This is a genomic window from Micromonospora sp. RTBAU3-60 (assembly GCF_054963695.1).
Window position 1 is genome coordinate 1 of record NZ_JBUEGB010000022.1, and the last position, 20,931, is coordinate 20,931.

Consider the following 20,931-nt stretch of genomic DNA (forward strand, 5'->3'; position numbering starts at 1 on the left):
CGGGCACAGCCGCCTGCGGCTCGTCCTCCCAGCGGACGGGGACCGACGTCGACGCCGACGCCGGCAGCGTGCCGGCGTCGACGTCGGTCTGGCGCGGGGCCGGGCTCGCGAAGGCGGCCGGTCAGGCCAGCCGGACGAAGGCGTCTGCCCACGATGTGTGGTTGTAGCTGTTGCCGGAGTCGGCGGCACGCACGACCAGGCGCAGCAGCCGGGCCCCGCGGACATCGACGTCCACCGGTTCGGGGCCGGTGGCCGCCCGCAGCACACCGCTCGTGTGGACGAGCCGGTCGTCGGCCCAGACCTCGGCGATCGTGTTGCCCCGCGAGCTCTGCCGGGCGCTGAAGTCGTCGATCCCGACGACCGCGGTGAACCGGGCGACCCGGCCGCCGAGGTGGTAGGTGACGTCGGAGTACGAGTGGACACCGAGGCCCTTGGCGTGGACGATGCCGCCGAAGGAGATCGGCGTGCCGTCCCCGGCGGCCTGCTTGCCGTTACTGGTGTCCAGCTCCACCGGGCCCCACCCGTTGACCGCGGTGACCCAGGGCAGATTGCTCACATACGAGTCGGTGGTCGGCGGAGGTGGCGGCGGGGTGTGGCGGCGCTCGGCGCGGAAGGTGAGCGGCGCGTCGCGGGCGACGGCGTAGCCCGACACGGTCAGCGGCCATTCGTTCGCGGTGGTCCCCTCGGGCACCTGGACCCGCCACGTGGTGCTCACCCGGGTGCCGGGGGCGAGGCGTCCGAGTCCCCGGCTGGTCGCCGGCTCGACGGTCCAGTCGCCGGGCGCGGAGAGCACCAGCCGAGCGCCGGTCCAGGGCACCGCCGAGCCGTTCGCGAGGGTGGCGGTGATCTCGTAGGTGACGCCGGGGAGCAGCAGGTCCGGGGTGTCGAGCTCGACGCCGTAGCCCTCGCGGGTGACCTCGTCGATCCAGGACTGCCGCAGGAGGCCGACCAGCCGGGCCGCGACGTCCGGGTGGGCGGCTGCCAGGTCGCTCGTCTCGCCGATGTCGCGGGCAAGGTCGTAGAGCTCGACCTGCCACTGGTCGTCCGGGACGGTCCGGTCCGTGCCCGGCGCCCAACGGATCGCCTTCCAGTTGCCCTCGCGTACCGCCTCGGCCGCGCGCTGCAGGCGGCCGGCATCGACCTCGCGGGCCCGCCTGGTGTTGCCGTTGTCGAGCCGCCAGAAATAGAGGTACGGCTGCTCGGCGGCCGCGGTCGGACTCGGCTCGAGCAGGGCGCTGAACGACCGGCCGTCGATGTCGCGCGGCCCGGGAACGCCGGCCAGGTCGGCCAGGGTGGGGAGCAGGTCGGTCTGCTGGGTGAGCCGGTCGGTCACGCCGGGTTGGATCCGACCCGGGGCCCAGGCGATCAACGGCACCCGGACACCACCCTCGTACAGGTTCCGCTTGTATCCGGTGAGGGGGCCGTTCGCGTCGAACCGGTCCGGGTCGAAGCCACCCTCCTCGTGCGGGCCGTTGTCGCTGGTGACCAGGACCACCGTGGACTCGAGCAGTCCCTGCGCGGCGAGTTCGTCGACCAGCTCACCGACGTACGTGTCGACCCGGGTGACCTGGGCCGCGTGGCCGCGGTCCGCCGAGGGCCAGTCCTCGCCGGTGTACGGCTCCTGGCTGGGGACGTCGCTCGGGGCGTGGGGGAGGTTCGGGGTGACCACGAGCAGGAACGGCTCGTCGCGGTGGGCGCGGATGAAGCGGAGGGCGCGGTCCTGGAAGAGGTCGGGGGCGAAGGTGGTCGTGTTGGACCCGGCGTTCTCGGGCAGCTCGAGCCGCTCTCCGTTCTGCCACAGGTACGACGGGTAGTAGTCGTGTGCGTGGCCGTGCGTGATGTAGCCGAGGAACTCGTCGAAGCCTCGGGCGTTGGGGTGGCTCGGCTGGTCGCCCCGCTCGGGGCCGAAGCCCCACTTGCCGAACAGTCCCGTGCGGTAGCCCCGGGCGCGCAGCACCTCGGCGAACGTGGTGTCGCCGTCGGCGAAGGCGATGGAGTCGGGGTCGCCCGCAGGGTTGTTGCGTACCGGCCCGTGACCCGCGTGCAGGCCGGTCAGCAGCGCCGAGCGTGAGGGCGCGCAGACGGCCGCGGCGGAGTACGCGTCGGTGAATCGCAGCCCTTCGGCGGCGAGCCGGTCCAGGCGCGGCGTCGCGATGATGCGCTGCCCGTACGCGCCGAGCTCGCCGTAGCCCAGGTCGTCGGCCAGCACGAGCACGATGTTCGGCCGGGGCCGCCCGGTGGTCCTCGGCTCGGCGGTCGCGACGGACGGGAGCGCCGCGGCTCCGAGGCCGACGGCGGCGCCGGCAAGGAGTTGACGACGGGTGATCATGGGACCTCCGGTACAAGAGAAAGAGAACAGGCAAGGGGACCAGCGCCACCGATCCGGGGGATCTGCGGCGGAAATTGGGCGTTGTTCAGGCGCAGCGGAAGCCGACGTTGGAGGCTGCGGAGTCAGGGGTGTTCCCGGAGCGGGCCGCGACCCGGTACCGGTAGCAGTAGGAGTCGTGGCACAGGAACGACCCGCCGCGCATCACCCGGCGGCCTGTGACGTCCGGTTCCGCCGGCCCGCGGGGGTCGACGACGCGGGTCCCGGCGCGCCGGGCGTAGGTGTCGGCGGCGAACCAGTCCTCGCACCACTCCCACACGTTGCCGACGGTGTTGAAGAGGCCGTAACGGTTGGGGGCGTACTGCTTCACGGGTGCGGTGCCAACGAAGCCGTCGTCCGCGGTGTTGCGGTGGGGGAACTCGCCCTGCCAGATGTTGCAGTTCCACCGGCCGCGCGGGAGCAGCTCGTTCCCCCAGGGGAACCGCGCCCCGTCGAGACCGCCCCGGGCGGCGTACTCCCACTCGGCCTCGGTGGGCAGGCGCTTGCCCGCCCACGCGGCATATGCGCGGGCGTCGTTCCAGGACACCTGGACCACCGGGTGGTTCTGCAGGTCCGCGATCGAGGAGGCCGGCCCGTAGGGGTGGCGCCAGTCGGCACCGCGGACCACGAGCCACCAGGGGGTACCGGTGGCGGCCCCGAGGACGTCGGATCGTTCGGCCTTCACCTGCAGGTGGAAGACGGCGGAGACGCCGAGCGCCTCGGCCTCGGTGACGTAGCCGGTGGCCTTGACGAAGGTCGCGAAGGCGGCGTTGGTGACCGTCGTGGCGTCGATGGTGAAGGCGCTGAGGGTGACCTCGTGCACCGGTCCTTCCCCATCGCTCGGGTAGCCCTCACCGAACGCGTCGCCCATGGCGAAGCTCCCGCCGGGGAGGCTGACCTGGCCGCGGGTGGAGCGCGACCGACCAGCCTCCCGGACGACGGGGTCCGGCTGCTGCGGCCGGCGGGCGATCTGGAGCAGCCCGCCGGCCGCCGCGGTCTGGTGCAGGCCCCCGGGTGTGCAACAGCTCGGTGTGGCGGGCCCGGCGGTGCCGTGATGATGTGCGGAGGTCATCGGATTTGCGGCGTGGAAACCCGGCCGTTTAGGGGCGGGAGGAAACGCCGCCTCCTTCCCTTGGGATGAGTGTCGTACATGGACGGTAAATTGTGAGGTGTGGGTGGGGTGGTGAAGCGGGCGTACAAGTACCGCTTCTATCCGACTCCTGAACAGGCTGAGCTGTTGAACCGGACGTTCGGGTGTGTGCGTGTGGTGTACAACCGGGCGTTGGAGGCGCGGACTCGGGCGTGGGTGGTTGACCGTCAGCGCACCACGTACGTGCAGTCGTCGGGGTGGCTGACGGAGTGGAAACGCACCGATGAGCTGGCGTTCCTGAACGAGGTGTCGTCGGTGCCGTTGCAGCAGACGCTGCGGCATCTGCAGGCCGGGTTCGTGGCGTTCTGGGACAAACGGTCCCGGTACCCGCGCTTCAAGTCCAAGCGCAAGTCGCGCGCGTCGGCGGAGTTCACCCGTTCCGCGTTTCGGTGGCGTGACGGCCGGCTCACCCTGGCCAAGATGACCGCGCCGCTGAACATCGTGTGGTCGCGGCCCCTGCCCGAAGGAGTGGAGCCGTCCACGGTCACGGTGTCTCGGGATGCTGCCGGCCGCTGGTTCGTGTCCCTGCTGGTGGAGGACCCGACGGTGAAGCCGCTGCCGCCGGTCGCGGCCGAGGTCGGTGTGGACGCGGGCATCACCAGTCTGCTCACCCTGTCCCACCCGATCCCCGGATTGAGCGACGAGCACGGCAAGGTGGCCAACCCGCGGTACGGGCAGACCGACCGGCGCAAGCTCGCGAAGGCGCAGCGGAACATGGCCCGCAAACAGAAGGACTCCGCGAACCGGGCCAAGGCCCGAATGAAGGTGGCCCGCATTCACGCCCGGATCGCCGACCGGCGTCGGGACCACCTGCACAAGCTGACCACTCGACTCGTCCGTGAGACCCAAACGGTCGCGATCGAAGACCTCAGCGTGCGCAACATGCTCCGCAACCGGCGTCTGGCCCGTGTCATCTCCGACGCGGCCTGGTCCGAGCTGCGGAGCATGCTGGAGTACAAAGCCCAGTGGTACGGGCGGAAGGTGATCCCCGTCGACCGGTGGCTGCCCACGTCCAAAACCTGCTCGGGGTGCGGTCGGATCAACACCACCCTCGCCCTCAACGAGCGCTCTTGGACGTGCCCGGGTTGCGGGGTCGTGCACGACCGGGACATCAACGCCGCCAAGAACATTCTCGCCGCCGGGCTGGCGGAGAGGTAAAACGCCTGCGGAGCTGACAGAAGACCTCAAGGGAAAAACCTCCCGGAAAGGCAGTCGGCGATGAAACAGGAAACCTCACGGGCGACCGTGAGAATCCCGGCCCTTCAGGGCCGGGAGGATGTCAACGGTCGGTGACGGCCGTGGGCAGCAACGCCGGCACCTCGTCGCCCGGCTGGAGTGTCAGCTGCGTCGGCTCGTCGTAGTGGGTGATCTTCCCGTCGGAGTACGCCGTGCCCTGGAAGGTGACGGTGATCGGTTCCTTGCCCTCGCGCAGCGTGGCCAGCGGGGCGTCGACGTCGTTGAGCCAGCGGATCAGCCGGCTGCCGAGCCGCTGGGTGACGTCCGGGTACGCGGCGGCCAGGTCGGTGGTCTCACCGATGTCGCTGTCCAGGTTGTAGAGGTCCCAGTCCTGGGTCTCGTAGCGGTAGCTGAGCTTCCACGGCCCCGACCGGATCACCGTCTCGGGGCGCTGGTCCCGCGCGCCCTCGATCAGGTATCCGGGCAGGTGCCAGAAAAGGGGCCGCGCGCCGAGCTGCGTGCTGTCGTTGCGCCAGATTCCGCTGAGGTCCACGCCGTCGGGGCGCAGGCTCTTGGGCAGCTGCGCACCGGCCAGCGACGCGAACGTTGGCAGGTAGTCGACCGCGTGGATCGGCGTCGAGTCGACCACGCCGCCGTCGACCAGGTGCGCGTTCTTGCTCCACACGATGGCCGGAACCCGCAGGCCCCCTTCCCGTACTTCACCCTTGTAGCCGCTGAGCCAGCCGTTGTCGGCGTCCGCGGTGCCACCGTTGTCGGAGGTGAACACCACGATGGTGTTGTCCGCCAACGGATGCCTCGGGTTGCGGGGATCCGGGGTGGTCTCGAGGTGGTCCACGATGCGGGTCAGCCCCTGGTCGAGGCCCTCCAGCAGCGCGGAGTACGACGCGTCTGCCGGGTGCCCGGGAACGGCCGGCTTGGCCTGGTACTTCGCGAGCAGGTCGGCGCGTGGCTGCTTGTCGCCGATCGGGGCGTGCACCGCGTAGTCGCTGACCCAGGTGAAGAACGGCTCGTCCTTGTGGCGGTCGATGAAGTCGACGGTCGCGTCCGCCACCGCGTCGGTCACGTGCTTGTCGGTGCCGACGAGGGCGTCCAGGGTCGCGTCGCCCACGCCGTGGGAGTACGGCTTGATGTTCTGGTCGACGTACTCCTGGGTGTAGTCGGCGGCGAACCTGTCCAGCGCCGGGCCGATGCTGTTGTTGAACTTCCCGTTGATGGCGTGGTACTGGCTGGCGTGCCCCGAGTTCGAGCCGCCCAGGTTCTCCTCGAACCCGAAGTCGGTGGTGATCTGTTCAGCGGTCTTGGTCACGTGGAACTTGCCGACGTACCCGGTCGCGTAGCCGGCGTCACGCAGCGCCTCGCCGACGGTGTACGCCTCGCCCGGCAGCGCGTCGTCGCCGTCTGGGAGCCCCTGCGGCGCACCGTCCAGTAGCGTGCCGTCCCCGCCGCGGTCGAGGTCGCCGACCAGGTAGAGGTTGTTCGTCGGCCGGGGCGCGTAGAGCCCGGTGAGGAGGGCGGCTCGGGTCGGCACGCAGTTGGGGCCGCCGTAGGCGTTGTCGAAGGCGACGCCTTCCTCGGCGAGACGGTCGACGGTGCGCGTTTCGTTGTAGGTGTTGCCCGACCCCTTGTTCGTGAGACCGGTGCTGACATCGGCCCACCCCAGGTCGTCGGCCAGCACGAACACGATGTTCGGCTGCCCGGGCCCGGCCTGCGTGGCCGCGGCGCCGAGCGGAGCAGCGGCGGTGCCGGTGGCGGCGAGAGCAGTGCAGCCCAGGGTGGCGGTGGCGGCAACTGCGCCCAGTCTCAGGGTCAACGGTGACATCGGGGGACGTCCTCTCGGTGTGCTGGGTAGCGCTCAGAACTTGACGAATCACCTGCGGGGGTGCGGCGTGGCGAGCGGCCGTTGGCCGGGCCACGGAAACGCCGCCGGTCGTCTCAAGCCGGCGACGCGGCGGCAGACAGATGCGGCGGTAGAGAGAAGTCAGGGACGTGCGGTCAGCGGCAGCAGCCGCACGCGGTGGTCCAGCCACGGCAACATCCCCGCGACACCGCGAGCGCGGTGCCATCGAGCGGGGCATCCTGACCGATCATGACTGCGACGCTAACCCACATCGCCTACCTGGTAAATAGGAGTTCTAACTGCTGAGACGCAAGCCACGGCAGGCGCCTTCCAGGCCCTCGCCAAGCCCGCACGCCGCCCAGGGATCGCGAACAGGACCCGCAGCTGTGGCAGAGGACACGATCGCCTGCTTGCCGCCCCAACTGCGTGATCATGTAGCCTGACCTGCGTGAACACTGCGCCGTCGTTGGACCGGACCCCGCTCGCGGTCCGTGTCGTCGCCGCGCGCCGCATCTGCTGTTGTTGACGGTCTGACACCCCCGACCCGCGCCCGTGGCAGCCACGCCACGCTGCCCGCGCGCCGTCATCAACGTCTGATCTGCCCTCACTTACGCACCTCAATCACCGCGTCCCGCGCTCGCGCGACGCCGGCTTCGTCTGCCTGGAGCAAGGACATGACCATTCACCGCAGGCCCTCGGCTGGCCTACCCTTCGCACGCCGGTTGCGCCCGCTCGGCGCGCTCGCGGCCACCACCACCCTCGCGGTCCTGCTCGCCGCCTGCGGCTCGTCGACGAGCCCCGGGGCGACCGGCGCCGCCGACCCCGACGCGACGATCACCGTCGGTTCGCTGAACGAGCCGACGACGCTCAATACGATCAAGGGCGGCAACACCGGCCACGCCCAGGTGCTGCTGCGCAACGTCGTCGAGGGGCTCACCGTGCTCACCGACGAGGGCAAGGTCGAGCCGCTGCTGGCCAAGTCGTGGGACGTGTCGCCGGACGGCACGGTGTACACGTTCCACCTGCAGCCCGGCGTGACCTTCTCCGACGGCACCCCGCTGAAGGCCAACGACGCGGTGGCCGCACTCAAGCGAGTGACGTCCGACGAGTCGACCAGCGCCCGCAAGAAGAACCTCTCGATCATGAAGACGATCGAGGCGCCGGACGATGGCACCGTCAAGGTCACCCTGTCGACGCGGTCGCAGTCGTTCCTGTTCTACCTCACCAGCACCGGCGCGGCGGTCACCAAGCCCGACGCCGGCAACCCGGAGACGACGGTGATCGGCACCGGCCCCTACACCCTGACCTCCTGGAAACAGGGTGACTCCATCACGCTGACCCGCAACGACAGGTACTGGGGCACGAAGGCCAGCAACAAGCAGGTGGTGTACCGCTTCTTCAAGGACGCCACCGCCGAGAACAACGCGCTGCTCGCCGGCCAACTCGACCTGGTGACCCAGGTGTCCTCGCCCGATGTGCTCACCCAGTTCGACAACCGGCCGCAGTTCTCCATCGTGGAAGGCACCTCGACGACGAAGGAGCTGTTCAACTTCAACGACGCCATCGCCCCGTTCAACAACCCCGACGTACGGCACGCCATCCGGCAGGCCGTCGACCGCAAGGCGCTGCTGACGGCGGTGTGGGCCGACCGGGGCCAGGTCATCGGCTCGATGGTGCCGCCCACGGACCCCTGGTACGAGGACCTGACCAGCATCGACGACCACAACGTGGCCGGCGCCAAGCAGCTGCTGGCCAAGGCCGGGTACGCGAACGGTCTCTCCTTCACCGTCGACTACGTACCGTCGGACGCGGTCACCATCATCGCGCAAGGGCTGAAGAGCCAGCTCGCCCAGGCCGGCATCACCATCACGCTGAACCCCGTCGACGACGCGACCTGGACCGACAAGGTCTACAAGAACCACAACTTCCAGGCCACCATCATGACCCACGTCAACCAGCGCGACCTGGTCTGGTACGGCGATCCGACGTTCTACTGGCAGTACGACAACCCGCAGGTGCAGCAGTGGGTCAAGGACTCCGAGACCGCGGCGACGCCCGACGAGCAGACCGTCCTGCTGAAGAAGGTGGCCCGGCAGATCTCCGAGGACGCGGCGAGCGCCTGGCTGTTCCTCGACCCCGCCATCAAGGTCGCCAGCACCTCGGTCAGCGGCTACCAGAAGAACAACACCACGGACAGCTTCTATGTCGCGTCGATCACCAAACGCTAGGCGATAAGCGGTGCTCAGCTACCTCATCCGTCGGGTCGCCTGGCTGATCGGTTCGCTGTTCGTCGCGGGCTCGGCGGTTTTCTTCCTGCTCCGGGTCCTACCGGGCGACCCGGCCGTCACGCTGCTGGCGGTCGGGTCCTCCCCGGACCAGATCGACGCGATCCGGCACCAGCTCGGCACCGACCGGCCTGTGCTGGCGCAGTACGGCCACTGGCTGGGCGACCTGGTGACCGGGAACCTCGGGGACAGCCTGTTCACCCAGCTGCCGGTGCTCGATCAGATCGCCGGCCGGCTCCCGGTCACCGTACCGCTGGCGCTGAGCGCGTTCGTGCTGTCGATCGTCGTGGCCGTACCGATCGGGGTGTTCGCGGCGGTACGGCGGCGGGGTCTGCTCGGGGTGGCGGTGTCGACGCTGGCGCAGCTGGGGATCGCGCTGCCCATCTTCTGGGTCGGGATCATGGTGGTCTGGCTGGTCGCGGTGCAGTGGCGGGCGCTGCCGCCGGGCGGCTTTCCCCGCACCGGCTGGCAGGACCCGGGAGCCGCGATCCAGTCACTGGTCCTGCCCGTGGCGACGCTGACAATCGCGCAGGGGTCGGTGCTGGTGCGCTACGTACGCTCGGCGACGCTCGACGTGCTGAGCCAGGAGTACGTGCGCACCGCCCGCTCCCTCGGGTACAGCCTGCCGGGCGCGCTGTGGCGGCACGGACCCCGCAACGGCGCCGCAACCGTGGTCCAGATCCTGGGCATCCTGCTGGCCAGCTCACTGCTGGGCACCGTGGTCATCGAGAGCGTCTTCGCCCTGCCCGGCCTGGGCTCGCTGCTGTTGGCCAGCGTGAAGGCCCGCGACCTGCCGATCGTGCAGGGCACCGTCTTCCTCATGACGGCGACCGTGCTGGTGGTGGGGCTCGTCGTCGACGTCGTGCAGCGGCTGGTCGACCCTAGACTGCGAGGTTCGGCATGAGCACACCCCTGGTCGAGGCGGTCGAAACGGTAGAGGCGCTCGACGCCCCCGCCCGCCGACGCCGAGGCTGGCGCTCGCCGTCGTTCCTGGTCGGCGCGGCGCTGCTGCTCGCGGTGCTCGCCCTGGCGCTGGTGTCGCTGGTCTGGTCCCCGTACGGGCTGGACCACACCGACCCGGCGGCCCGGCTGGCCGGCCCGTCCGCACGGCACTGGGCGGGCACCGACCGCCTCGGCCGTGACCAGTTCACCCAGCTGATGCTCGGCGCGCGTACCGCGATGTGGATCGGTCTGGCCTCAGTCGCGGTGGCGTTCGTCATCGGCGTCCCGCTGGGCCTGCTCGCGGCGGCCGCCGGCCGGTTCGCCGAGAACGCCGTCGTCGGAGTGATCGACATAGTGATCGCCTTCCCGACCCTGCTGCTGGCGATGCTGCTGGTCACCGTGTACGGCGCGTCGACCGCAGTCGCGATCAGCGCGATCGGGATCGGCGTCTCCGCCGAGGTGGCCCGGCTGACCCGGATCTCGGCGAGCCGGGTGTTCACCCAGGATTACGTACTCGCAGCGCGTACCTGCGGCACCGGGCCACTGATGATCCTGGTCCGGCACGTCCTGCCCAACATCTGGCACACCCTGCTGGTGCAGGCCGCCCTCGCCTTCGGCGTCGCGGTCATCGCCGAGGCGTCGCTGTCGTACCTCGGGCTCGGCACTCCGCCGCCCGCACCGTCGTGGGGCCGCATGCTCCAAGAGGCGCAGTCGACGGTGAGCGTGGCCCCGTGGAACGTCCTGCTGCCCGGCCTCGCCGTCGCCGTCACGGTCGTCGGGGTCAACCTGCTCGGTGACGGCCTGCGGGAAGTCCTCGATCCGCAGCTACGGCAGGAAAGGCAGGCAGGGGAGCGATGACCGTCCTGGAGACCACCGGGCTGACCATCACGCTCGACGGGCAGCCGCTCGTTCGCGACGTCTCGTTCGGCCTCGCCGCCCGCGACCGGGTCGGCCTCATCGGCGAATCCGGCTCGGGCAAGTCGCTGACCGCGCTGGCGCTGCTGGGACTGCTACCGCCGGGCATGCGCACGAGCGGTCGTATCCTCATCGACGGCGGGGACCACCTCGGCGCGCCGGACCGGCGTTGGCGTCGGGTCCGCGGCCGCACCGTCAGCATCGTGTTCCAGGAGCCCCTGACCGCCCTGGACCCGCTGATGCCGGTCGGCCGCCAGATCGCCGGTCCGCTGCGGCTGCACCAGGGCCTCAACCGCAGCGACGCCGAGCGCCGCGCGATCCAGTGGTGCGATCGGGTGCACCTGCCTGACCCGGGGCGGCTGGTACGGGCCCTGCCGCACGAACTCTCCGGCGGTCAACGACAGCGGGTGGCCCTGGCGATGGCCCTCGCCTGCCGGCCCCGGGTGCTCATCGCCGACGAGCCGACGACCGCGCTGGACGTGACCGTACAGGCGCAGATCCTCACCCTGCTCGACGAGCTGATCGAGGAGACCGGGGTGGGACTGCTGTTCATCAGCCACGACCTGCCGGTCGTCGCCGGACTGGCCCGCCATCTCCTGGTCATGCGCACGGGCCGGTTGGTCGAATCCGGCCCGGTCGACGACGTGCTGCGCCGGCCTCGCTCCGACTACGCCCGGCAGCTCGTCGCGAGCGCCGCCCAGGTCACCCGGCTGGCCCGCCCCAGCCTGCGCGGGGAGGACCGATGAGCGATCCGATTCTCAGCGGGCATCAGCTCACCCGATGGTTCCCGGGCCGCACCCACCCGGCGCTCGACGGGGTGGACGTCACCGTGCGGCCGGGGACCAGTCTCGGGATCGTCGGCGAGTCGGGCGCCGGGAAGTCGACCCTGCTGCGGCAGTTGCTCGGCGTGGACCGCCCGACCTCGGGCGAGATCCGCTTCGCCGGCCAGCCCCTCGACCGGGTCCGACACCGCGCGTTCCGTCGGCAGGTCCAGGTCGTCTTCCAGGGCCCCCGGTCGTCGCTGAACCCCCGCATGTCGGTCGCGTCGATCGTCGCCGAGCCGCTGCGCTCGCTGCGCATCGGTACGGACCGGGCAGCCCGCGCCGAGCGCGTCGCCGAGGTGCTCACCGCGGTAGGGCTGCGCCCGGAAGACGGACGGCGCTACCCGCACGAGTTCTCCGGCGGCCAGCGCCAGCGCATCGCCATCGCGCGGGCGCTCGCACCGGCCCCACGGATCCTGCTCGCCGACGAGCCCGTCAGCGCCCTCGACGTCTCGGTCCGGCTGCAGATCATCGACCTGCTCAAGGATCTCGTTGACCGGCTCGGGCTCACGCTGGTGCTGGTCTCGCATGACCTGGCGATCGTCAGCCAGCTGTGCCAGGAGGTGCTCGTCATGCGCCACGGCCGCGTCGTCGAGCGCGGCCCGGCCGTGGACGTGCTGACCAACCCCGCCGACGAGTACACCCGTGCTCTGCTGGCGGCCATCCCGCAACTGCCGCTCGACCTGGTGGAGGAACCGTGACCTTTGTTGATCAGTGGCGGACCTGGCACGCCGAACGTGAGGCGGCCGTGTCGGCGCCGGGCGGGGACCTCACGCTGACCGGCACGCACTGGCTGGTGGGGCGCACCCGGATCGACGGGATACCCGGCACCTGGTGTACCGACGGACCCGACGTACGGGTGTCCGGCGCCGAAGGCCTGCTCGTCGACGGCGTGCCGATCGCTGAGGGCGTGCTGCGCCCCGACCAGCGGCTCATGGTGGGCGACGTCGAGCTGAAGATCATCCGCCGCGGCGGCGACCTGGCGGTACGGACCTACGACCCGCACGCGCCGGCGGTGCTCCGGTTCGCCGGCATCGACGCGTACGCCCCCGACCCCGCCTGGGTGGTGACCGCCGAGTTCACCCCGGCTGACGCCGACCAGACGGTGCGCACCGAACACAGCCACTCCGACCGGCTGGTGGACTACCCGGTCGTCGGCACGTTCACCTTCACCGTTGACGACCAGCACGCCAAGCTGGTCGCGCTGTACACCGGCCACGAGGGCGAAGCGCACATCACGTTCCGGGACGCCACCAGTGGACGCGAGAGCTACGGCGCGGCCCGGTTCCTGTTTCTGCCCCTGCCGGCAGCGGCGGGCCCGGTGGAGCTGGACTTCAACCGGGTCACCCTGCCGCCGTGTGCGTTCTCCGATGCCTTCATCTGCCCACTGCCGCCCCCGGGGAACGTGCTGCCGTTCGCCGTCCGGGCCGGCGAGAAGGCAGCGCTTGATCAGCCAGCCGATCAGGCGCCGATCCCTTGTGGATAGCTGAAGAAGGCGCTCCACGGCAGGAGATGGAAGGCTCCTCGCCGCAGGTTCGCCAGGTGGCGGCGCCAAGCGTCATTGGGGCCGCGCGGCCACGGCGCCAAAGCCGGGCGGCGTGAGCGCCGCCGGCGAGGAGCCGGCCGAGGTCGTACGCCGCCGGCTCGTCGTCCTGACAGGGCACGACGAGCCGGCGGTGCGGCCACCGCTGGACAACGGGCGCGTCCGCGGTATGGGCGACACGGGGTACGCGAGGGGCGTTCGCCGGCACGCGGAAGGACGCCACGAGGCGAGGCGTGATGCGCGCCCACCCGCTACGACGGCGTGGTCTTCGGCAGGGCCGCTCAGCGAGCCTTCTTCGTCGCCCGCTTGCGGGGCGGCGTCAACAGGTCGGCTATCGCGGCGATCGCGGACGGCACCACGCGGTAGTACGCCCAGACGCCGCGCTTCTCGCGCTCGAGCAGACCGGCCTCGGTGAGGATCCGAAGGTGATGACTCACGGTCGGCTGGGAGAGCTTGAGTGGCGCGGTGAGGTCACTCACGGACGCCTCGCCCTCCGGAGCGGACTGGATCAGACTGAGCAGCCGAAGTCGAGCCGGGTCGGCGAATGCCTTCAGCACTCCCGCGAGCCGCTCGGCATCCGCACGCTTGATTGGCTCGCCGGCCAGCGGCGAGATGGCAGGCATAGCTGTTTTCGCAGTTCCCACGCCTTCCATCGTTACACAACACCATCGGTAGACCGGTGGAACCCGGACCAGTACCCCGATGGGCGATCGCCGATGAGTCGTTTACGCGTTTGCCTTCGGTGAGGGTGACGTGCCGGCAGCCCACGTCAGGGCGCAAGTGTTCCAGGAGATCGCCCCGATACCGCTCTCGTGCGGCGCTGGTCAACGACGACGCCGGCCGCGAGTTGTGCCGCAAGGCCCGGCCTGGCGCTACCGGTGCGTGGGTGCCGCGGCCTCGAGGTCGTCGATGCTGCCGGACATGATCGTGCGGAGGTGCTCGGTGATGTGCTGTGTGGGCCAGTCCCACCAGGCGACCGCCAGAAGGCGGGCGACGTCTTCCTCGCTGTAGCGGCGGCGGATGAGCCTGGCCGGGTTGCCGCCGACGATGCCGTAGGCGGGGACGTCATCGACGACGACGGACCCGGCAGCGATGATCGCGCCGCTGCCGACACGGACGCCGGGCATCACCATGGCCCGGTATCCGAACCAGACGTCGTTGCCGACCACGGTGTCACCCCGTCCGGGCAGGTCGGTGATGAGATCGAAGTGTTCGACCCAGGAACCACCCATGATCGGGAACGGGAAGGTCGACGGGCCGTCCATGCGGTGGTTGGCGCCGTTCATGATGAACCGCACGCCCTCGCCCAGCGCGCAGTACTTCCCGATGATCAGCTTCTCCGGCCCGTAGTGATACAGCACGTTGCGGGTCTCGAAGGCGGTCGGATCATCCGGGTCGTCGTAGTAGGTGAACTCCCCGACCTCGATCAGCGGCGAGGTGACCATCGGCTTCAACAGCACCACGCGCGGCTGTTCGGGCATCGGATGCAGCACACCCGGATCCGCCGGAACACCTGCCATCGTGAACCTCCCTCAACGGGCCCCGGAATGACGTAACCAAGATCGCGAAGCCCGGCGCAGGCTACCACCGGCGAGCACGGACCGCAGCGCTTCCATGCCGGGATCCGGGTCCAGGGTCCTGAGTGAATTCCGCTCGATGAGGACGACTCGAGCCAGGTGACGTTGGAGTGCTAACCGAGAGTTGCGAGGCCTTCTGTCAATCCCGCCTCCCGGAGATCGAGCTCTGGGCGGTGTTCGTGGCGGCTCGGATGCCGAAATAGGCGGTCGTGATGGAGGTTATGGCGGTGAACGCGCTCGTGAGGATCGCGACGACTTGGGAGTCTGCCGACTTTGACCTCAGCGCAACCAAACCCACAATTGACGCGACAACTATGGCGGCATCGCTCAGGACAACCACCAGCAGTCCCGTTACTGCCCGCGTCCGCTGAACCGCTCCGTCAACCTCGACCGCTTTCTGCGGTGAGCCTCTGCCGGCCTGGTCACCCGATGAATTCGGCGACTGATCCGTCGGTTGACTCGGCAATGGAGACGAGCTTTCGGTCATGGCACCTCCAAGCCACCCCTCTCCGGTGCTCGTCTTTGGGCGGTTGTTGACGACGCATGGACCCGTGGCCATCGGCTACGCCGCGGGAAGCAGTGGCTACATGCTTGCGGACACGTCCGGCGCTGTCTGTTGTTCCCCCCGGAGCCCACCCATCCGGGTATCCGAATTTGCCGCCGGCCGAGCCTCACAGGCCGTGCGGCGCGCTCGGGCGCGCGGTCTTGTCGAATACCGGGCGGCCAGGCCAGCTCGGCCGGCGCCATGGGTCCACCTCGTAGGCGGGCAGGACGCGGTTGCCGGTGACCGCGTCCTGCCCGACTCGGGGCCGATCAGGTGATCGGCAGGTTGTAGAAGGTCAGCAGGCCGCTGCCGGTCGCGTTGACGATCCAGGGTCCGGCCCGCAGGTGGCTGAGGTAGCTCACGCCCGTCGCGCCGTCGGCGGGCGCGGAGAGGGTCAGCTTCAGCCGGCCGCCGGCGACGTACTCGACATCGGTCACGGTGACCGCGGTCCCGTTGACCCGGAAGTCCGCCGCGGAACCCGGCTCGACCGTCAGCGGGTCGTCGCTGCGCAGCTGGATGGTGATCTCGGTGCGCTCGGGGTTCGAGAACGCCGCGGTGCTCGGGTTCGGCGGGGCGACCCCCGCACCAGGTCCGTGGTAGAGGTCGCGGGCGACCACCGCGAACGTGTGGTCGCCCATCTCCCGGTAGCCCTGCTCCCATGCGTAGTGGCAGCCGTCGTGGCCCGACAGGCCGTTGGTCGACAGCAGGGTCACGCCGAGCGTGTCGCCCATCTGCCGCTGCGCCTCGCGCAGCGCGCCGGTGGTGCTGTTGCTGCATGGCGAGGTACGCACCTGGTAGACGAAGTACCGGGTCCCCTCGGCGAGGTCGGCGCCCAGCTCGGCTCGCCAGTCGTCGAGCAGCGCGGTGAAGCCGGTGACGTGTACGCCCGCCTGGTCGTTGTCGGACTCGCCCTGATACCAGAGCAGCCCGCGGACGTCGCCCAGCACCCCGGCGCCCACCAGGCGTTGCCGCAGCCGGCCGTAGTTGGTGCTGATGTCGTCCGGGTCCGCGTCGTTGCGTTGGAAGAACGAGATCGGCCGGCCGCCGTGCGCGCCGTTGAGGATGGCCACCGGCACCTGGTAGGTGTCCACGATGCGCCGGGCCATGCGGATGCCCCACTGCCCGATGGAGCCGGGCTGGTTGGTGACCTCGCTGCCGGCGTAGTTCCAGCGCCGGTCCGCCGCCGACAGGACTGGCTCGGCCGTAGGAGACCCGTAGCTGCGGATGTACGGCGACTCCTCGCCGGCCGAGGAACCCTTGTAGGTGGCCGACACGGCGTTGGACTGGCCCTGGATGACGTAGACGTCGCCGGCCAGGATGCCTTCCCATACGTCCACCCGGCGGGTCACCTGGGCGCCCAGCGCGCGTAGCTCGAACCGGTACTCGCGCAACGCGGCGTCGATGCGGGGGCGGAACGAGAAGTCGCGCCGGTCGGTGACCGGGGCCGTGTAGGTCCACTCGTCGTCGCCGCTGGTGACGTGGAGCTGAACCGCCTTGACCCGCGGATCGGTCACTACTCCGGACACCGGCACGGTGGCGCCGTTCGCGGCGTCCCGGGGATACAACTGGCGGTCCTGCGGGTGCTGATCCAGGGTCAGCACGGAGGAACGGGCGTACACGGTCAGCCGTCGTTGGGTGAACGTGCCGGCGTTCCCGGCGAACGTCCAGTCCGGGTGACCGGTTGGCGCGGAGCCGATGCCGAGCGAGAGCGCCGCGCCGGTGGACGTGAAGGTGTTGACCGCCAGTACGGTGCGCGGCGCGTCCGGCGAGGGGCGGTTGGCGCCGACCTGGTGCACCTGGAACGACCCGTACCCGCCGGAGGCGTTGACGGTGTCGTCGGCGTCGTAGCTGGTGGACGAGGCACCGGAGACCTGCCGGGACGAGCCCGTGCCGTAGGTGTTGGGCCACATCTCCAGGTAGCCGGCCAGGCCGGTGCCCGTGGTGACGCTGGAAACATTGGAGGCCACGTCCAGGTCGTTCACCCGCTGGCGGGTGATCTCCCCGGTGCGGGTGGGCAGGCCGAGGCGGTGCGCGTCCGTGGTGAAGGGCTCCATGGCCGTCCAGACCCACTGCGGGCCCGCCGGGCCGTCCAGCTCCAGGCAGTAGCCGACCCGGTCGAAGCCGGCGGCCACCGTGTCGGTGCGGTCGAAGGTGTACGGCGGGGTCTGGTTGAGCCAGGTCGCCCGGGTCGGCAGGTCGAGCGAGAGGACGGGGGTGAACTCGGCTGTGCCGTCGACGTTCGCGGAGCAGGCCGTGTCGTCGACTGCCGGTTCGAGGGTGAGCGCCGGGCTGGCGGCGGCCGCCGGCCCGGACGTTACCGCGATCGAGGACAGCAGGAGCAGGCCGGCCGCAATGAGGGCGACGCCGCGTGGTCGTGGCGCCGCATCGCGGAGCCCGGGGGAGAAGGGTGGACGGGGCATGACTCGTACCTCCAGCAAGGTCGTAGTTCGCGTCCGCCGGAACGACGTGCCCCATGACTAGCAGCGGACATTTACGTACTGCAATGTGATTGCGGTGAATGGTCGGATCCCCGCGACGGGAGCGCGCTCTGGGGCGACGAGCGGGCGACCGGCTGGCGTCCACAGAGGGCCAGGCGCGCGGGGATGACGCTTTCCAGCTTCGCACTGATTGACGACATGCAACAGGCGCATTAACTTCTCACATATCGCAAGCGCACCCCCGAAACCTGCGTGGCAATCGGCATTTCCCGGCAGCTGCTTGCCGTAAGTGGGTCGATCTCGAGCCGTACGACGAACTCCCAGAGCAACCGCCCGCCCACCACGAGGAGGTCTTCTTGACCACACGTACGCGCCGATGGGCCGCCGCGGCCCTGGCGCCGATCCTGGTGGCGTCCGCCGCCCTGTCAGCCGGAACCGCGGCGGCCGCCGCTCCGGACGACGTCGCGGCGGCGGCCCAGCAGCTCTACTTCGACGACTTCACCACGGGCCTCGCCGGCTGGCGCGCCCTGACCGGGTCGCTCGACGAATGGACGACGGGCAGCGGCGAGTTCCCGTACGTCACGGTCGACACCCGCACCCAGACCTCGGGCCGATACATCACCCCGAGCACACCCGTCGGCCTGCCCGCGGCGTACGAGCTGCGGGCCCGCGTCCGCGTCGAGGCGACCGCCAGCTCGCCCACCGTCTCCCTGCTGACCGACTTCCGCGAGCCGTACGCGGTCACCCAGAACAACCTGGCCGCCCAACTCGCCGGCTGGTCCGGCGTGCAGATCGCCCGCCCGGTGACCCGGAACGTGTGCCAAGGCCCGGCACCGGTGCGCCAGGGAGAGTGGCACGACCTGGTCATCCGGCGGGCCAACAACATCTCGGTCGTGGAGATCGACGCGCAACGGGTGGCGGTGGTCGACGCGCCGGCCGCCGGCGGCACCATCGGCCTCGGGGTCTACCACGCCCGGGCGTCCTTCACCGGCGTCGTGGTGAACGCCCTGGACGGCGTACCGGCCGGGCATCCCACCACCGCGGCGGGATGCGACTGGACCCCACCCGGCGAGCCCGACGCCGACCAGCCCGTCTTCGTCAACCAGAGCGGCTACAACCTCGGCCAGGCGAAGCGGTTCACCGCGCCGCGGGCCCTGGACGGCGACCGGTTCCGGGTCACCGACGCGGCCGGGACCGTACGGTACGAGGGCACCCTACGCGGCCAGGTAGGCGACCTCACCGGCTTCGACCCCGCGGACACCGGCCCGTTCACCGTCCTGGTCGACGGATCGGCGGGCACCGGGTCGTCGGTGCCGTTCGGGATCGGGGCGGACTGGATCGAGCGGGTGTCCTACCGCCGCGCCGTCGAGTTCATGACCGACGTCCGGTGCTACTACGGCGACTTCAGCAAGATGGTCTACGGCGGCACGGACGCCCAGAACTGCGCCAACGGCGTCGGCTGGCGGGACTCGCACCAGATGTCGTTCGAGCTTCCCTCGCTGATCGACATGTACCTGGCCAACCCGTCGGCGTTCGCGCAGATCAAGGACCCCGACGCCCGGTACGTCGGGCTGCCGGTGCAACTGCCGCCGGACACGCCCGAGATCGTCCGACTGATCCACTGGGCGGTCGAGGTCTACCTCGGCGGGAAGGTCAACCACACCCTGCTCAAGGAACAACTCGCCGCCTTCCTCTACGCCTACCCCTACCTGCAGGAGTACATCCCGCGGGAGGTCTACGAGCGGGCCCGCGACTACCTGTTCCCGATCTGGGGCGACGAGGCGAAGGACCGGTTCGCCTGGTACGACAACACCCCGCACACCGCCAACCTCTTCCAGATCTACACCCAGGTGGGCACGGGCAAGGGTGAGCTGCCGCCGGGCCACTCGGTCTGGCCGAACGTGATGATGTACGAGGTCGCCAAGCGGGAGGGACGCGACGACGCCGACCGCTACCTCGCGGCGGCTCGCGCCCAGGCGGCCTGGCTCGTCGACCACCTGGACGTCGCCGACCCGACCGTCACCAAGGGCCAGCGGCAGGGGGAGTACCACCTCATCACCGGCCTCGTCCGACTGCTGTCGGCACACCCCGACCAGGCCCCGGCCGGCACCCGGGACTTCATCCGCGACTGGGCCCGGGTGATGATCGAGCGTTCCGACAACCTCTGGGACTTCCGCCGATACTCCGCCGACCGGTGGACCATCCCACCCTTCAGCGGCGGTGGTTCGGCCAGCGACCCGAACGAGACCGGCAACGTCGCCGGCTTCGCCGCGCCGGCGCTCGCCGCCGCCCGGGTGCTCGGCGACGACCCGATGGCCACCCGGCTCCGTCAGATCGCCGTCGCCCACGTCGACGACATCTTCGGCCGCAACCCGACCGGCCGGCACGCGTCCTACCGGGCCGCGACCACCCAGTGGGGATTCGAGGGCGCGGAACGCGGCTGGTACTCGGAGTACCAGGGCGGGGCGGGACGCCTGCAGGGGGCGCGTGGGGTACTCGACGGCAGCCCCAAGAACGCCCACTACCCCTACAACCCGGGCGCCGGGAACATCGGCCACTCCGAGGGCTGGGTCACCTTCAACACCGCGTGGAACGAGGCGCTGGCGTGGCGCGCGGCCGACACCACCGCCGTACGGGTGCTCGACGGAACGAGCGCGGCGCTCGACCGGATGCCCGAGGGAACCCGCGCGACGATCCGCCTGACCGCGCCGCTCAACCTCGACGCGACGGCACTGGACCAGGCCGACGTGTGGGTCCGCGTCAACGACCGGGCCCCGCAGCGGCTCGTCGCCGTGCAGACCGGCCAGAACGCCACCACGTACACCGCCGACCTGGACCTGGCCTCGCTCGGCGCGGCCTTCGGCGACACCGTGACCGTCTCCTACGGCTTCGGCGACTTCACGCACGCGGCCGAGCTGGCCGTCACCGCACCGCTGTGTCTCGGCCGGCCGGCGACCATCGTCGGCACCGACCAGGCCGACCGGCTGACCGGTACGGCCGGCGACGACGTCATCGTCGGCAAGGGCGGCGACGACGTGATCATCGGCCTGGACGGTGACGACGTCATCTGCGGCGGTGGCGGCGCGGATCGGCTGGTCGGCGGCCGGGGCGACAACGTGCTGCTCGGCGGCGCCGGCGACGACGTGGTGACCGGCGGCCCCGGCGACGACCGGCTGTACGGCGGCGCCGGTCACGACGTGCTCAACGGCGCCGGCGGCCAGGACGTGATCGAGCAGGACGGCCCGGACGCGTGAGGCGCCGCGGTGCCGGGTGGCCGCACGCCACCCGGCACCGCGGCCGACGCGCTCCGGCCCGGC

14 protein-coding genes are annotated in these 20,931 nt (G+C 70.5%); 8 read left to right on the forward strand and 6 right to left on the reverse strand.

Going from position 1 to position 20,931, the window contains the following annotated elements; genetic code table 11:
* Positions 1 to 121: 121 nt before the first annotated feature.
* The gene (locus tag ACY34I_RS21650; RefSeq protein WP_462756864.1) at positions 122 to 2,329 is read right to left on the reverse strand and encodes a sulfatase-like hydrolase/transferase; all 2,208 of its coding nucleotides are present in this window, start codon (positions 2,327 to 2,329) and stop codon (positions 122 to 124) included.
* Between the two features lie 85 nt (positions 2,330 to 2,414).
* Positions 2,415 to 3,437 (reverse strand): formylglycine-generating enzyme family protein, encoded by a 1,023-nt coding sequence (locus ACY34I_RS21655; RefSeq protein ID WP_462756866.1) that lies wholly within the window; start codon positions 3,435 to 3,437, stop codon positions 2,415 to 2,417.
* Positions 3,438 to 3,536: 99 nt separating this feature from the next.
* Here ACY34I_RS21655 and ACY34I_RS21660 point away from each other — a divergent pair, with 99 nt between their 5' ends.
* On the forward strand, positions 3,537 to 4,673 hold the full coding sequence (locus ACY34I_RS21660) for an RNA-guided endonuclease InsQ/TnpB family protein (RefSeq protein ID WP_462756868.1): 1,137 nt from the start codon (positions 3,537 to 3,539) through the stop codon (positions 4,671 to 4,673).
* 121 nt (positions 4,674 to 4,794) lie between these two features.
* On the opposite strand, the gene ACY34I_RS21665 is transcribed toward ACY34I_RS21660, so the two are convergent.
* Positions 4,795 to 6,522, reverse strand: a complete 1,728-nt coding sequence (locus tag ACY34I_RS21665; protein WP_462756870.1) for a sulfatase — start codon at positions 6,520 to 6,522, stop codon at positions 4,795 to 4,797.
* 701 nt (positions 6,523 to 7,223) lie between these two features.
* Between ACY34I_RS21665 and ACY34I_RS21670 the strand changes: the two genes are divergently transcribed.
* The 6 genes from ACY34I_RS21670 to ACY34I_RS21695 are packed head-to-tail and all read left to right on the forward strand — an operon-like array spanning position 7,224 to position 12,998.
* Entirely contained in the window at positions 7,224 to 8,777 is a 1,554-nt protein-coding gene (locus ACY34I_RS21670; RefSeq protein ID WP_462756872.1) for an ABC transporter substrate-binding protein, read from the forward strand.
* A gap of 10 nt (positions 8,778 to 8,787) precedes the next feature.
* The gene (locus ACY34I_RS21675; RefSeq protein WP_462756874.1) at positions 8,788 to 9,738 is read left to right on the forward strand and encodes an ABC transporter permease; all 951 of its coding nucleotides are present in this window, start codon (positions 8,788 to 8,790) and stop codon (positions 9,736 to 9,738) included.
* Complete coding sequence (locus tag ACY34I_RS21680) at positions 9,735 to 10,634, forward strand: ABC transporter permease (protein WP_462756876.1); 900 nt, start codon at positions 9,735 to 9,737, stop codon at positions 10,632 to 10,634. Before ACY34I_RS21675 ends, ACY34I_RS21680 begins: the two co-directional genes overlap by 4 nt.
* Positions 10,631 to 11,437 (forward strand): ATP-binding cassette domain-containing protein, encoded by an 807-nt coding sequence (locus ACY34I_RS21685; protein ID WP_462756878.1) that lies wholly within the window; start codon positions 10,631 to 10,633, stop codon positions 11,435 to 11,437. Before ACY34I_RS21680 ends, ACY34I_RS21685 begins: the two co-directional genes overlap by 4 nt.
* Entirely contained in the window at positions 11,434 to 12,213 is a 780-nt protein-coding gene (locus ACY34I_RS21690) for an ATP-binding cassette domain-containing protein (RefSeq protein WP_462756880.1), read from the forward strand. Before ACY34I_RS21685 ends, ACY34I_RS21690 begins: the two co-directional genes overlap by 4 nt.
* Positions 12,210 to 12,998, forward strand: coding sequence for a DUF1684 domain-containing protein (locus ACY34I_RS21695; protein ID WP_462756882.1), 789 nt, complete (start codon positions 12,210 to 12,212; stop codon positions 12,996 to 12,998). The genes ACY34I_RS21690 and ACY34I_RS21695 overlap by 4 nt, the downstream gene beginning before the upstream one ends.
* A gap of 338 nt (positions 12,999 to 13,336) precedes the next feature.
* On the opposite strand, the gene ACY34I_RS21700 is transcribed toward ACY34I_RS21695, so the two are convergent.
* The 3 genes from ACY34I_RS21700 to ACY34I_RS21710 form a co-directional block, all read right to left on the reverse strand.
* Positions 13,337 to 13,708, reverse strand: a complete 372-nt coding sequence (locus ACY34I_RS21700; protein WP_462756884.1) for an ArsR/SmtB family transcription factor — start codon at positions 13,706 to 13,708, stop codon at positions 13,337 to 13,339.
* Between the two features lie 219 nt (positions 13,709 to 13,927).
* Complete coding sequence (locus ACY34I_RS21705; protein WP_462756886.1) at positions 13,928 to 14,575, reverse strand: CatB-related O-acetyltransferase; 648 nt, start codon at positions 14,573 to 14,575, stop codon at positions 13,928 to 13,930.
* An 870-nt stretch (positions 14,576 to 15,445) separates the two neighbouring features.
* Entirely contained in the window at positions 15,446 to 17,596 is a 2,151-nt protein-coding gene (locus ACY34I_RS21710; RefSeq protein ID WP_462756888.1) for a sialate O-acetylesterase, read from the reverse strand.
* Positions 17,597 to 17,970: 374 nt separating this feature from the next.
* Between ACY34I_RS21710 and ACY34I_RS21715 the strand changes: the two genes are divergently transcribed.
* Complete coding sequence (locus ACY34I_RS21715; protein WP_462756890.1) at positions 17,971 to 20,868, forward strand: hypothetical protein; 2,898 nt, start codon at positions 17,971 to 17,973, stop codon at positions 20,866 to 20,868.
* Positions 20,869 to 20,931 lie beyond the last annotated feature (63 nt).

Coding starts and splice junctions, on each gene's coding strand:
- ACY34I_RS21710 (WP_462756888.1), bottom strand. CDS start 17,596: ATGCCCCGTCCACCCTTCTCCCCCGGGCTCCGCGATGCGGCGCCACGA.
- ACY34I_RS21690 (WP_462756880.1), top strand. CDS start 11,434: ATGAGCGATCCGATTCTCAGCGGGCATCAGCTCACCCGATGGTTCCCG.
- ACY34I_RS21685 (WP_462756878.1), top strand. CDS start 10,631: ATGACCGTCCTGGAGACCACCGGGCTGACCATCACGCTCGACGGGCAG.
- ACY34I_RS21655 (WP_462756866.1), bottom strand. CDS start 3,437: ATGACCTCCGCACATCATCACGGCACCGCCGGGCCCGCCACACCGAGC.
- ACY34I_RS21650 (WP_462756864.1), bottom strand. CDS start 2,329: ATGATCACCCGTCGTCAACTCCTTGCCGGCGCCGCCGTCGGCCTCGGA.
- ACY34I_RS21705 (WP_462756886.1), bottom strand. CDS start 14,575: ATGGCAGGTGTTCCGGCGGATCCGGGTGTGCTGCATCCGATGCCCGAA.
- ACY34I_RS21700 (WP_462756884.1), bottom strand. CDS start 13,708: ATGGAAGGCGTGGGAACTGCGAAAACAGCTATGCCTGCCATCTCGCCG.
- ACY34I_RS21670 (WP_462756872.1), top strand. CDS start 7,224: ATGACCATTCACCGCAGGCCCTCGGCTGGCCTACCCTTCGCACGCCGG.
- ACY34I_RS21680 (WP_462756876.1), top strand. CDS start 9,735: ATGAGCACACCCCTGGTCGAGGCGGTCGAAACGGTAGAGGCGCTCGAC.